The sequence below is a fragment of the Serratia sp. 2880STDY5682894 genome (genome assembly GCF_001537385.1).
GTDB classification, from domain to species: domain Bacteria; phylum Pseudomonadota; class Gammaproteobacteria; order Enterobacterales; family Enterobacteriaceae; genus Serratia; species Serratia nevei.
This window is the reverse complement of sequence record NZ_FCJA01000004.1, coordinates 91,806-104,376: the sequence shown is the minus strand read 5'-3', so window position 1 is coordinate 104,376 and position 12,571 is coordinate 91,806. Positions and strand designations below refer to the sequence as shown.

The window sequence follows — 12,571 nt, the reverse complement described above, 5'->3', positions numbered from 1 at the left end:
ATGAGTTTATTGACCGGTTTTGAACAACCGATAGACCAATCGCAGCACGCTTTCCGTTTGATTCTTAAAGCCTTGAGCGAACCGGGCCACCGGGTGACGCTGCCGAACGGCCCGGCCTGGGCGCCGCTGAACGCCGCCAGCACCGCCGCGCTGCTGACGCTGGCCGATCAGGAAACGCCGCTGCAGCTGTGCGCGGCGCTGAATAGTGAGCAAGTGCTAACAAACATTCGTTTTCACAGCGCCGCGCCGCTGGCCACCACGGCGCAGGAGGTCTGTTTTGCCCTGTTCGATGAGCAGCTGCAGGCCGCCGATCTGCAGGCGTTGCCGCACGGCACTGAAATCTCGCCGGAATGCGGCGCCACGGTGGTGGTGCAGCTTGCTGAGCTGGAGAACGGCACCGTGCTGCGCCTGACCGGCCCCGGCATCGAGAGCCAACGCCTGGTAGCGCCGCGCCTGCCGCCGGCGCTGCTGGATTATTTGGTCAACCGCCCGCAGCGCTTCCCGCTGGGGCTGGATATTTTGCTGACCTGCGGCGATCGCCTGCTGGCGATCCCGCGGACCACCCGCGTGGAGGTGTGCTGATGTACGTAGCGGTAAAAGGGGGCGAAAAAGCCATTGAGGCCGCCCATCAGCTGCAGGAACAGCTGCGGCGCGGTGACGACGCGCTGCCGGCGATCGGCGCAGAACAAATCGAACAGCAGCTGGGGCTGGCGGTGGATCGGGTGATGACCGAAGGCGGCATCTACGATCGCGAGCTGGCGGCGCTGGCCATCAAACAGGCCAGCGGCGATCTGGTGGAGGCGATCTTCCTGCTGCGCGCCTACCGCACCACCCTGCCGCGCCTGGCGGTCAGCGAGCCGCTGGCCAGCGAAAACATGCGGCTGGAGCGGCGCATCTCGGCGGTTTACAAGGACTTGCCCGGCGGGCAGGTGCTGGGGCCGACCTACGACTACACCCACCGGCTGCTGGACTTCGCGCTGCTGGCGGAAGGCGAGGCGCCGCGCGCGCCGCAGGCCGACGAACCACTGCCGGACAACTGCAGCCACGTGTTCGATCTATTGTGTTGCCAGCAGCTGGCGCGGGAGGAACAGGACGACGGCAGCGCGCCGGACGACATCACCCGCAACCCGCCGGTCTACCCCTGCTCGCGCTCAGCGCGCCTGCAGCAGCTGGTGCGCGGCGACGAAGGTTTTCTGCTGGCGCTCGGCTACGCCACCCAGCGCGGCTACGGCCGCAACCACCCGTTCGCCGGCGAGATCCGCACCGGCCACGTTTCGGTGGAGATCGTGCCTGAAGAGCTCGGTTTCGCCATCGACATCGGCGAAATCCTGCTGACCGAGTGCGAAATGGTCAACGGCTTCGTCGATCCAAAGGACCACCCGCCGCACTTCACCCGCGGTTACGGGCTGGTGTTCGGCCGCGCCGAACGCAAGGCGATGGCGATGGCGCTGGTGGACCGCGCATTGCAGAGCCCCGACTACGGCGAAGGCGTCGCCGGCCCGGCGCAGGACGAAGAGTTCGTGCTGGCCCACGCCGACAACGTCGAGGCCGCCGGCTTCGTCTCCCATCTCAAGCTGCCGCACTACGTCGACTTCCAGGCCGAACTGGAGCTGCTCAAGCGGCTGCGACAGGAATACAGCGAGCGTCAGGAGGCCCGCGATGAGTGAAGTATTGACCGGCTATAACCTCGGTTATCTGGACGAGCAGACCAAGCGCATGATCCGCCGCGCCATCCTGAAGGCGGTGGCAATCCCCGGCTATCAGGTGCCGTTCGGCGGCCGCGAGATGCCGATGCCCTACGGCTGGGGCACCGGCGGCATTCAGCTCACCGCCAGCGTTATCGGCCGCGCCGACGTGCTGAAGGTGATCGACCAGGGTGCCGACGACACCACCAACGCGGTGTCGATCCGCCGCTTCTTCCAGCGCGTCGCCGGGGTGGAAACCACCGAACGCACGCCGGAGGCCACGCTGATCCAGACCCGTCACCGCATTCCGGAAACGGCGCTGCGCGAAGACCAGATCCTGATCTATCAGGTGCCGATCCCGGAGCCGCTGCGCTTTATCGAACCGCGCGAAACCGAGACCCGCAAGATGCACGCGCTGGAGGAGTACGGCGTGATGCAGGTGAAGCTGTATGAAGACATCGCGCGCTACGGCCATATCGCCACCACCTACGCCTACCCGGTGAAGGTCAACGATCGCTACGTGATGGATCCGTCGCCGATCCCGAAATTCGACAACCCGAAAATGCACATGATGCCGGCGCTGCAGCTGTTCGGCGCCGGGCGCGAGAAACGCATCTACGCCCTACCGCCGTTTACCAAGGTGGAGAGCCTGGACTTCGACGACCATCCGTTCAGCGTGCAGCAGTGGGACGAACCCTGCGCGCTGTGCGGCTCGCGCCACAGCTATCTGGACGAGGTGGTGCTCGACGATCGGGGCAACCGCATGTTCGTCTGTTCGGACACCGACTACTGCCGGCAGCAGCTGGCGCAATCTTCGCAAGAGGCGCAGCACTGATGACTTCCACCCCTTTGAGCACCACCCCGCTGCTGTCGGTGAACCGGCTCACCCACCTGTACGCCCCCGGCAAGGGGTTCAGCGACGTGTCGTTCGACATTTACCCCGGTGAAGTGCTGGGCATCGTCGGCGAATCCGGCTCCGGCAAAACCACACTGCTGAAGTCGATCTCGGCGCGGCTGGCGCCGCAGCGTGGGCAGATCCTTTACCGCCCGCAGGCGGGCCAGGAACAGGATCTGTACGCCATGGCGGAGAGCGATCGCCGCCGCCTGCTGCGCACCGACTGGGGCGTGGTGCACCAGCACCCGCTCGACGGGCTGCGGCCACAGGTCTCCGCCGGCGGCAACATCGGCGAGCGGCTGATGGCCATCGGCCAGCGCCACTATGGCGACATTCGCCGCCAGGCCGGCCAGTGGCTGGAAGACGTCGAAATCCCGCTGTCGCGCCTCGACGATCTGCCGACCACCTTCTCCGGCGGCATGCAGCAGCGGCTGCAGATCGCCCGCAACCTGGTCACCCACCCCAAGCTGGTGTTTATGGATGAGCCGACCGGCGGGCTGGACGTGTCGGTGCAGGCGCGCCTGCTCGATCTGCTGCGCAACCTGGTGGTGGAGATGCAGCTGGCGGCGGTGATCGTCACCCACGATCTCGGCGTGGCGCGGCTGCTGGCCCACCGTCTGCTGGTGATGAAACAGGGCGAAGTGGTGGAGAGCGGCCTGACCGACCGGGTGCTGGACGATCCGCACCATCCTTACACTCAGCTGCTGGTTTCTTCGGTGCTGTCGTAACCCAAGGCGATAACAGATGACTATGCAAATCCGAGTTGAACATCTCAGTAAAACCTTTGTGCTGCACCAGCAGTACGGCACCCGCCTGCCAGTGCTGCACGACGCCAACCTGACGGTCCACGGCGGCGAATGCGTGGTGCTGCACGGCCACTCCGGCAGCGGCAAATCCACCCTGCTGCGCTCGCTGTACGCCAACTACCTGCCGGACAGCGGCCATATCTGGATCAACCACCAGGGCGACTGGCTGGACATGGTCAGCGCCGATGCGCGCCAAATTCTGGCGGTGCGCCGCCATACGCTGGGCTGGGTCAGCCAGTTCCTGCGGGTGATCCCGCGCATCAGCGCGCTGGAGGTGGTGATGCAGCCGCTGCTGGAACAGGGCGTCGAGCGCGCCGAGTGCCGTGAACGCGCCGAAGCGCTGCTCGCGGCGCTCAACGTGCCGCAGCGCCTGTGGCCGCTGGCGCCGTCCACCTTCTCCGGCGGCGAGCAGCAGCGGGTGAACATCGCGCGCGGCTTTATCGTCGATTACCCCATTCTGCTGCTGGACGAACCGACCGCCTCGCTCGACAGCCGCAACAGCGCGGCGGTGGTGCAGCTTATCGAACGCGCCAAGGCGCGCGGCGCGGCGATCGTCGGCATTTTTCACGATGAAGGCGTCCGCCAACAGGTCGCCGACCGGCTTTATGACATGCAGGCGCCGCAGGCGCTGGAGGCCCTCTGATGATCGTCAATAACGTTAAGCTGGTGCTGGATGACCAGGTGGTGCAAGGCTCGTTGGAGATGCAGGACGGCGTGATCCGCAGCTTCGCCGACGGCCCGAGCCGGCTGCCGCAGGCGCTGGACGGCGACGGCGGCTGGCTGCTGCCGGGGCTGATCGAACTGCATACCGACAACCTGGACAAGTTCTTTACCCCGCGCCCGAACGTTGACTGGCCGGCCCATTCGGCGATGAGCAGCCACGACGCGCTGATGGTGGCCAACGGCATCACCACGGTGCTGGACGCGGTGGCGATCGGCGACGTGCGCGATGGCGGCCACCGGCTGGAAAACCTGCAGAAGATGATCGACGCGGTGATCCACAGCCAGCGCGCCGGGGTGAACCGCGCCGAGCACCGGCTGCACCTGCGCTGCGAGCTGCCGCACGAGAGCACCCTGCCGCTGTTCGAACAGCTGATGGACAAGCCGGGCGTGTCGCTGGTGTCGCTGATGGACCACTCGCCGGGCCAGCGCCAGTTCGCCTCGCGCGAAAAATACCGCGAATACTATCAGGGCAAATACCACCTCAACGACCAGCAGATGAGCGAGTACGAGGAGCAGCAGATCGCCCTGTCCGCCCGCTGGGCCGCGCCGAACCGCGAGGCGATCGCCGCCCACTGCCGCGCACGCCGCATCTCGCTGGCCAGCCATGACGACGCCACCGCCGCGCACGTGGCCGAATCCTGCGCGCTGGGCAGCGCCATCGCCGAGTTCCCCACCACCGAAGCGGCCGCCCGCGCCTCGCACCAGCAGGGCCTGCAGGTGCTGATGGGTGCGCCGAACATCGTGCGCGGCGGTTCCCACTCCGGCAACGTGGCGGCGCATCACCTGGCGGCGCTGGGGGTGCTGGATATTCTCTCTTCCGATTATTACCCGGCCAGCCTGCTGGACGCGGCGTTTCGCCTCGCGGCGGACGAGCGCAACGCCTACGATCTGCCCCAGGCGGTGCGCATGATCACCCGCAACCCGGCGCGGGCGCTGGATCTGCAGGATCGCGGCACCCTCGCCGAAGGGCTCCGGGCGGATCTGGTGCTGGCGCGGCCGCACGGCGAGCACGTTTACGTGCAGAACGTGTGGCGCCAGGGCAGGCAGGTGTTCTGATGGCGCGGCTCATCTATCTGATGGGGCCTTCCGGCGCAGGCAAGGACAGCCTGCTGGCCGCGCTGCGGGCCGACGCCGACCGCGCGCCGCTGGTGGCGCACCGTTACATCACCCGGCCGGCGGACGCCGGCTGCGAGAATCATATCGCGCTGAGCGAACCGGAATTTCTGCGCCGTCGCGCCAAGGGGCTGTTCGCACTCGACTGGCAGGCCCACCAGCAGCGCTACGCGTTTGGGATCGAAGTGGATCTTTGGCTGCTGCAGGGGATCGACGTGGCGGTCAACGGTTCGCGCGCCCACCTGCCGCAGGCGCAGCAGCGCTATGGCGCGCAGCTGCTGCCGGTGTGCCTGCAGGTCAGCACCGGGATCCTGCGCCAGCGCCTGCAGGATCGCGGGCGAGAAAGCGCCGAACAGATCGAGCAGCGGCTGGCGCGGGCGGCAGAATATCAGCAGAGTCTGCCCGCCGGCTGCCGGGTGCTGCACAACGATGGCCCACTCGACGACACCCTGGCGGCGCTGCTGGCGCTGCTGCCTACCGCCACCCGACAAGCTCAGGACGCGACGCCATGAACGACTTTGCCCAGCCGAAAATCGGCGACAACGTGACCCTTAACCGCACCCGGCTCGGCCAGTATGTGCATCTGGCCGACGATGCGATCCTGGAAGAGGTGGAGATGGGGGACTACTCCTACACCGCCGGGCACAACCAGATCTTTTACGCCACCCTCGGCAAGTTCGTCTCCATCGCCTCCTATGCGCGCATCAATCCCGGCAACCACCCGACCTACCAGCGCATCGCGCAGCACCACTTTACCTACCGCGCCTCCGAATACGGGCTGGGGGAAGACGACGCGGCGTTCTTCGACTGGCGACGCGAGCACCACGTCACCGTCGGCCACGACGTGTGGATCGGCCATAACGCCATTCTGATGCCGGGCGTCAGCGTCGGTAACGGCGCGGTGATCGGCAGCGCGGCGGTGGTCACCAAGGACGTGGAGCCTTACAGCATCGTCGCCGGCGTGGCGGCCAAGAAGATCGGCATGCGCTTTGACGACGCGCTGATAGAACGCATCGAACGCAGCCAGTGGTGGCACTGGGATCACGCCACGCTGCAGGCGCGGCTGGCGGATTTTCGCGACATCAACCGCTTCGCGGAGAAATACCTTTAACGGAGGGGGAGCGATGCAACTGACCTTTCTCGGCACCGGCGGCGCGCAGCAAGTGCCGGTGTTCGGCTGCGACTGCCTGATCTGCCAACGGGCGCGGCGCGAGCCGGCATTTCGACGGCGAGCGTGCAGCGCCATGCTTAACTATCAGGGGGAAACGACCTTATTGGATGCGGGATTACCGGCTTTGGAGCGGCGATTTTCGGCGGGGCAAATTCAACGTTTTTTACTGACACATTACCACATGGATCACGTTCAGGGGTTATTTCCTTTGCGTTGGGGGTGCGGAAATTCTATTCCGGTGTATGGCCCGCCGGATGAACAGGGCTGCGACGATCTGTTCAAACACCCCGGCATTCTGGCGTTTCAGCCGCCGCTGGCGCCCTTTGCCACCGTCGAGCTGGGCGGCATGCGCATCACCCCGCTGCCGCTGCAACACTCCAAGCTGACCCACGGCTATCTGATCCAGGCGGCGGGCGCTGCGCTGGCCTACCTGACCGACACCGTCGGCCTGCCGCCGGCCACCGCCGACTATCTGCAAAACGTGGCGCTGGATCTGCTGGTGCTCGATTGCAGCCTGCCGCCGCAGCCGCAGGCGCCGCGCAACCACAATGACCTGACCCGCGCGCAGGAGACGCAGCGGTTGCTGCAGCCCAAACGCACGCTGCTGACGCACATCAGCCATCATCTCGATCTGTGGCTGCTGGACAACGAACTGCCCGCCGGGCTGGAGCTGGCGTTCGATCACCTCAGCGTCAGCCTCGGTAGCAGTGCAGCCGATCCGACTCCAGCACCCTGACTCCTTCGCCCGGCGTGAACGCCTGCTGCAGCAGCGTCTGCGCCACGTCTTTGGCGGAGACGGCGCGCCATTTGCCGGGCAGCAGCCTGAACAGCGGCAGCGTGAGGCGCTCCATCAGGCGCGGCGCAGGGCGATCCCCCACCAGCATAGAAGGCCGCACCAGCGTCAGGCGCGGCCAGTGCTGTTCGCGCAGCGCCTGCTCCATCTCGCCTTTGGTGCGGTTATACAGGAAGGTGGAATCCGCGTTGGCGCCCAGCGCGCTTACCACCAGACAGTGCTGCGCCCCCAAGCGGCGGCCGGTCAGCGCGCTCTCCACCACCAGTTGATAATCGACGTAGCGGAAGGCATCGGCGCTGCCCGCCGCCCGGCGGGTGGTGCCCAGGCAGCAGAACACCAGATCGACCGGCTGCTGCAGGCTACTCAGCAGTTCGAACAACGCATCGCCGACCGGGTTGGTCAGCTTGCCGTGCGGCGGCAGCGGCGTGCGCGTCGGCGCCACGATGGCCGTTATCTGCGGATCGCTTTGCAACAGCTGCAGCAACTCGCGCCCCACCAGCCCGGTTGCGCCGACTAACAGTGCTCGCGCCATGCAATCTCCCGTTGTAATCAATACGTCGACTTAAAGTATAGACCGCGCCCAATGCAGCTTCTTGCCGAAGCCGAGGGTGTTGTCGGTCATCTTCACCTCGTGCAGATCCAACCGCCAAACCGCGGCCTTCATCGCTCTGGCGATCGGGAAGCGCTTGCAGTAACGCGCGCGCGCCGCCTCGGCTTCTTCGCCGCTCAGCAGCACCGCCTCGGCGCGATACTGCACGCCGCGGATCAGCGCGATGCTTTTCGGCTTCGGCGCGATGGTGCCAACCACCCGGCCGTTGTTCAGCATCAGCCCGCCGTGGCGGGTGTGCGGTTCGGTCATCAGCCACAGCGCCATCGTCGCGGCGTCGAACACGTAAAAACAGTTGGCGCACCACATGTCGAGGCCGTCGCCGGCGCACAGCGTCAAGACGTGTTGTTTGCCGATGAAATCCGCAATCTGCTGCCGTTGTTCTGGGGTATTCAAGGTTACTCGCCTCCCTGTTCACTCACTTCATCTTACCCTGCGTTGTTGAGGCGAGTCACAAATAACGATAATCATCAAAAACCAAAAGTGAATATAAAAACACAATAAATGCATTTTTATTAATTTAAGCCCGAAGCGGATTTATAACATAAAAAATACAAGACGGATTTATTTGATCGTTATGCAACCGGTTAATCGCGCGATTTTATTTTTCCTATCCTGACGGCATGCAAATTTAGCGTAACCGCCCGGCTCCGATTAGCAATTCGTTTACATGCCCGTTAGCCCGCCTGAACGCTGTTTATGCAACCCACTGCATAACAGGTGAATAGTTATTTATAAACACCGGCATTTATGTGACTTTTATCACGATTTTTAGCCCACCTTGCGTTAAAATAGCGCCATCTTTTCACTCAGCAAGGTGGATTAGAAAATGGAAAACAATAACCGAAAAATGGCGCATATCAGGCGCACAACCCATATTATGATGATGGCTCATCGTAGCTGCTTTAGCTTCGCATTCTTCAACTACAGATAACCCTCCCCCTCGCTCTTACGCCGTTGATAAGAGTGTCATTGCGTTTTTACTTATTCTCCGCACGCCGGTGATAATATCTCTTTCTCGCTAACCGGGAAGGACACGCAATTCATTCTTAATTTCGGCCAAGCGCATCCAAGCTAAATAAAACAGCGAACACAGTTAATGCCTTTCGGCATCGCTGGGTTCTCGCACACCTTTATTTTCGTGAAGGCGTTAACGGCAAATGGAATTATTTGCCGGCGGACTGCCTTTGCCTGAAGAATGAGAAAAATGAAAAAATTAAAAATCGCCGCCAACACCCAAACCCTCGGCTGCTTTGAAACTGAACGCGACATCGTCGATGTGCATCACAGCGATTTTAATGACGTCGCCGCCATCGTGCTGTCGGTAGACGACGTCACGCAAGGTATGTTGGCGCGCATCGAAGAGCACGGCCTGAACATTCCGCTGTTCGTCGCCGTGTGCTGCGAAGAAGAGCTGGATAACGCCGTATTGCCGGCGCTGCACGGCGTGTTTGAGCTGTGCGGCAAGAATACCCAGTTCTACGGCAAACAGCTGGAGGCCGCCGCCGCCAAATATGAGAGCGAGCTGCTGCCACCGTTCTTCAACACGCTGACGCAATACGTAGAAATGGGCAACGCCACCTTCGCCTGCCCAGGCCACCAGGGCGGCGAGTTCTTCCGCAAACACCCGGCGGGCCGCCAGTTCTTCGACTTCTACGGCGAAACGCTTTTCCGCTCCGACATGTGCAACGCCGACGTCAAACTGGGCGATCTGTTGATCCACGAAGGCGCGCCTTGCGCCGCGCAGCAGCACGCCGCCAAGGTGTTCAACGCCGACAAGACCTACTTCGTGCTCAACGGCACCTCGGCCTCGAACAAGGTGGCGACCAACGCCCTGCTGACGCGCGGCGATCTGGTGCTGTTCGACCGCAACAACCATAAATCCAACCACCACGGCGCGTTGATCCAGGCCGGTGCCACGCCGGTTTACCTGGAAACCGCCCGCAACCCGTTCGGCTTTATCGGCGGCATCGACGCGCACTGCTTCGACGAACGCTACCTGCGCCAACAGATCCGCGAAGTGGCGCCGGAACGCGCCAACGAAGCCCGCCCGTTCCGCCTGGCGATCATCCAGCTCGGCACCTACGACGGCACCATCTACAACGCCCGCCAGGTGGTCGACAAGATTGGCCACCTGTGCGATTACATCCTGTTCGACTCCGCCTGGGTGGGCTATGAGCAGTTCATTCCGATGATGAAAGACTGCTCGCCGCTGCTGCTGGAGCTGAACGAAAACGATCCCGGCATCATCGTCACCCAGTCGGTGCACAAACAGCAGGCCGGCTTCTCGCAAACCTCGCAGATCCACAAAAAAGACAAGCACATCAAGGGGCAGAGCCGCTACTGCAACCATAAGCGCTTCAACAACGCGTTTATGCTGCACGCCTCCACCAGCCCGTTCTATCCGCTGTTCGCCGCGCTGGACGTCAACGCCAAGATGCACGAGGGCAAAAGCGGCCAGCGCCTGTGGCAGGAGTGCGTGCGCGTGGGTATCGAAGCGCGCAAAATGCTGCTGGATACCTGCACGATGATCAAACCGTTCGTGCCGGATCAGATCGACGGCAAGCCGTGGCAGGCCTATGACACCGCGGCGATGGCCAACGATCTGCGCTTCTTCAACTTCGTGCCCGGCGAGAAGTGGCACGCCTTTGAGGGCTATGCCGAGTCGCAGTACTTCGTCGATCCGTGCAAACTGCTGCTCACCACGCCGGGCATCGATACCGCCACCGGCAGCTACAGCGAATTCGGCATCCCGGCGACCATTCTGGCCAACTACCTGCGTGAAAACGGCATCGTGCCGGAAAAATGCGATCTCAACTCGATCCTGTTCCTGCTGACGCCGGCGGAAGACATCGCCAAGATGCAGCATCTGGTGGCCCTGATCGCCCGCTTCGAGAAGCACATCGAGCAGAACTCCCTGCTCAGCGAGGTGCTGCCTGCGGTCTATAAAAACCACCAGCAGCGCTACAAAAACTACACCATCCGCCAGCTGTGCCAGGAAATGCACGACCTTTACGTCAGCTACGACGTTAAAGAGCTGCAAAAAGAGATGTTCCGCAAAAGTTATTTCCCGCGCGTGGTGATGAATCCGCAGGACGCCAATACCGAGTTCGTGCGCGGCAATGTGGAATTGGTGTCGCTGGCCAAGGCCGAGGGCCGCATCGCCGCCGAAGGCGCCCTGCCTTACCCACCAGGCGTGCTGTGCGTGGTGCCCGGCGAAATTTGGGGTGGCGCCGCGCAGCGTTATTTCCTGGCACTGGAAGAAGGCATCAACTTATTGCCGGGATTCGCGCCGGAATTGCAAGGCGTTTATATCCAACAGGATGAGGACGGCTGGAACCGCGCTTACGGCTACGTCATGAAAAATTAATCACCTTACGGGGCGGTGATTATTCTCGCCGCCCGGATCGCATCCTAAAAGAGAAAATGATCATGAGTAAGTCCAATAATAAAATGGGGGTCGTGCAATTAACGATCCTGACCGCCGTGAATATGATGGGTTCCGGCATAATTATGCTGCCGACCAAGCTGGCCGAAGTAGGCACGATTTCGATCGTTTCCTGGCTGGTGACCGCCGTCGGCTCGATGGCGCTGGCCTACGCCTTCGCCAAATGCGGCATGTTCAGCCGTAAATCCGGCGGCATGGGCGGCTACGCCGAATACGCCTTCGGTAAATCAGGCAACTTCATGGCGAACTACACCTACGGTGTTTCGCTGCTGATCGCCAATATCGCCATCGCCATTTCCGCCGTCGGCTACGGCACCGAGCTGTTCGACACCACGCTCAGCCCGCTCGGGATCTGTATCGCCACCATCGGCGTGCTGTGGCTGGCGACCGTCGCCAACTTCGGCGGCGCGCGCATCACCGGCAAAATCAGCGGCATCACCGTCTGGGGCGTGATCATTCCGGTGGTGGGCATCTCGGTCATCGGCTGGTACTGGTTCAGCGGCAGCGCCTACGTCGCCGCCTGGAACCCGCATCAGGTGCCGACCTTCGAAGCCATCGGCGCCTCGATCTCAATGACCCTGTGGGCGTTCCTGGGGCTGGAATCCGCTTGCGCCAACACCGACGTGGTGGAAAATCCGGAGCGCAACGTGCCGATCGCCGTACTGGGCGGCACCCTCAGCGCGGCGGTGATCTATATCATTTCGACCAACGTGATCGCCGGCATCGTGCCGAACATGGATCTGGCCAACTCCACCGCCCCGTTCGGGCTGGCGTTCTCCCACATGTTCAACCCGACGGTCGGCAAGATCATCATGGCGTTGATGGTCATGTCCTGCGTCGGCTCGCTGCTCGGCTGGCAGTTCACCATCGCTCAGGTGTTCAAATCCTCCGCCGACAGCGGCTTCTTCCCGAAAATCTTCTCCAAGCTGAGCAAGGCCGACGCGCCGGTTAAAGGCATGCTGACCATCGTCGTCATCCAGAGCGGTTTGTCGCTGATGACCATCAGCCCGTCGCTGAACAAGCAGTTCAACGTGCTGGTGAACCTGGCGGTGGTGACCAACATCATCCCTTACATCCTGTCGATGGCGGCGCTGGTCATTATTCAGAAAGTGGCGAAGGTGCCGGACAACAAGGCGCGCATCGCCAATATCATCGCCGGCATCGGCGCGCTGTACAGCTTCTATGCGCTCTACAGCTCCGGTGAAGAAGCGATGATGTGGGGCGCCATCGCCACCTTCCTCGGCTGGACGCTGTACGGCATCGTTTCGCCGCGCTTCGAGCTGGCGGGAAAAAAGGGGTAAAGCGGTAAGGCTCCGGCGGCCGGGGATGG

14 protein-coding genes are annotated in these 12,571 nt (G+C 62.8%); 12 read left to right on the top strand and 2 right to left on the bottom strand.

What is annotated here, in order from left to right; all coding sequences use genetic code 11:
- Genes phnH through phnP form a run of 9 tightly spaced genes read left to right on the top strand, consistent with a single transcriptional unit; the run spans position 1 to position 7,129 of the window.
- Positions 1-582, top strand: a complete 582-nt coding sequence (phnH, locus tag AWX27_RS11135; protein WP_060421978.1) for a phosphonate C-P lyase system protein PhnH — start codon at positions 1-3, stop codon at positions 580-582.
- Positions 582-1,667, top strand: coding sequence for a carbon-phosphorus lyase complex subunit (locus tag AWX27_RS11130; protein ID WP_060421974.1), 1,086 nt, complete (start codon positions 582-584; stop codon positions 1,665-1,667). The genes phnH and AWX27_RS11130 overlap by 1 nt, the downstream gene beginning before the upstream one ends.
- A complete protein-coding gene (locus AWX27_RS11125; RefSeq protein WP_004933420.1) occupies positions 1,660-2,520 on the top strand; it encodes an alpha-D-ribose 1-methylphosphonate 5-phosphate C-P-lyase PhnJ in 861 nt (286 codons plus the stop codon). Before AWX27_RS11130 ends, AWX27_RS11125 begins: the two co-directional genes overlap by 8 nt.
- Positions 2,520-3,308 (top strand): phosphonate C-P lyase system protein PhnK, encoded by a 789-nt coding sequence (gene phnK, locus AWX27_RS11120; RefSeq protein ID WP_038879071.1) that lies wholly within the window; start codon positions 2,520-2,522, stop codon positions 3,306-3,308. The genes AWX27_RS11125 and phnK overlap by 1 nt, the downstream gene beginning before the upstream one ends.
- 16 nt (positions 3,309-3,324) lie before the next feature.
- Complete coding sequence (gene phnL, locus AWX27_RS11115; RefSeq protein ID WP_047729228.1) at positions 3,325-4,029, top strand: phosphonate C-P lyase system protein PhnL; 705 nt, start codon at positions 3,325-3,327, stop codon at positions 4,027-4,029.
- Complete coding sequence (gene phnM / locus AWX27_RS11110) at positions 4,029-5,165, top strand: alpha-D-ribose 1-methylphosphonate 5-triphosphate diphosphatase (protein WP_060421971.1); 1,137 nt, start codon at positions 4,029-4,031, stop codon at positions 5,163-5,165. Before phnL ends, phnM begins: the two co-directional genes overlap by 1 nt.
- Complete coding sequence (gene phnN / locus AWX27_RS11105) at positions 5,165-5,734, top strand: ribose 1,5-bisphosphokinase (RefSeq protein WP_060421968.1); 570 nt, start codon at positions 5,165-5,167, stop codon at positions 5,732-5,734. Before phnM ends, phnN begins: the two co-directional genes overlap by 1 nt.
- Complete coding sequence (locus AWX27_RS11100) at positions 5,731-6,333, top strand: DapH/DapD/GlmU-related protein (protein WP_060421965.1); 603 nt, start codon at positions 5,731-5,733, stop codon at positions 6,331-6,333. Before phnN ends, AWX27_RS11100 begins: the two co-directional genes overlap by 4 nt.
- Before the next feature lie 13 nt (positions 6,334-6,346).
- Complete coding sequence (gene phnP / locus AWX27_RS11095; protein ID WP_033641671.1) at positions 6,347-7,129, top strand: phosphonate metabolism protein PhnP; 783 nt, start codon at positions 6,347-6,349, stop codon at positions 7,127-7,129.
- On the opposite strand, the gene AWX27_RS11090 is transcribed toward phnP, so the two are convergent.
- Both AWX27_RS11090 and AWX27_RS11085 read right to left on the bottom strand, forming a co-directional pair.
- The gene (locus AWX27_RS11090; RefSeq protein WP_033652768.1) at positions 7,086-7,718 is read right to left on the bottom strand and encodes an NAD(P)H-binding protein; all 633 of its coding nucleotides are present in this window, start codon (positions 7,716-7,718) and stop codon (positions 7,086-7,088) included. The two genes, phnP and AWX27_RS11090, sit on opposite strands and share 44 nt — an antisense overlap.
- A gap of 30 nt (positions 7,719-7,748) precedes the next feature.
- A complete protein-coding gene (locus AWX27_RS11085) occupies positions 7,749-8,189 on the bottom strand; it encodes a YhbP family protein (protein ID WP_048321242.1) in 441 nt (146 codons plus the stop codon).
- 433 nt (positions 8,190-8,622) lie between these two features.
- Between AWX27_RS11085 and speFL the strand changes: the two genes are divergently transcribed.
- The 3 genes from speFL to potE all read left to right on the top strand — a co-directional run bounded on the left by speFL (position 8,623) and on the right by potE (position 12,542).
- Complete coding sequence (speFL, locus tag AWX27_RS24885) at positions 8,623-8,727, top strand: leader peptide SpeFL (protein ID WP_004933443.1); 105 nt, start codon at positions 8,623-8,625, stop codon at positions 8,725-8,727.
- 273 nt (positions 8,728-9,000) lie between these two features.
- The gene (gene speF / locus AWX27_RS11080) at positions 9,001-11,163 is read left to right on the top strand and encodes an ornithine decarboxylase SpeF (RefSeq protein ID WP_048232506.1); all 2,163 of its coding nucleotides are present in this window, start codon (positions 9,001-9,003) and stop codon (positions 11,161-11,163) included.
- A gap of 62 nt (positions 11,164-11,225) precedes the next feature.
- A complete protein-coding gene (gene potE, locus AWX27_RS11075) occupies positions 11,226-12,542 on the top strand; it encodes a putrescine-ornithine antiporter (RefSeq protein ID WP_025305085.1) in 1,317 nt (438 codons plus the stop codon).
- Positions 12,543-12,571: the final 29 nt, after the last annotated feature.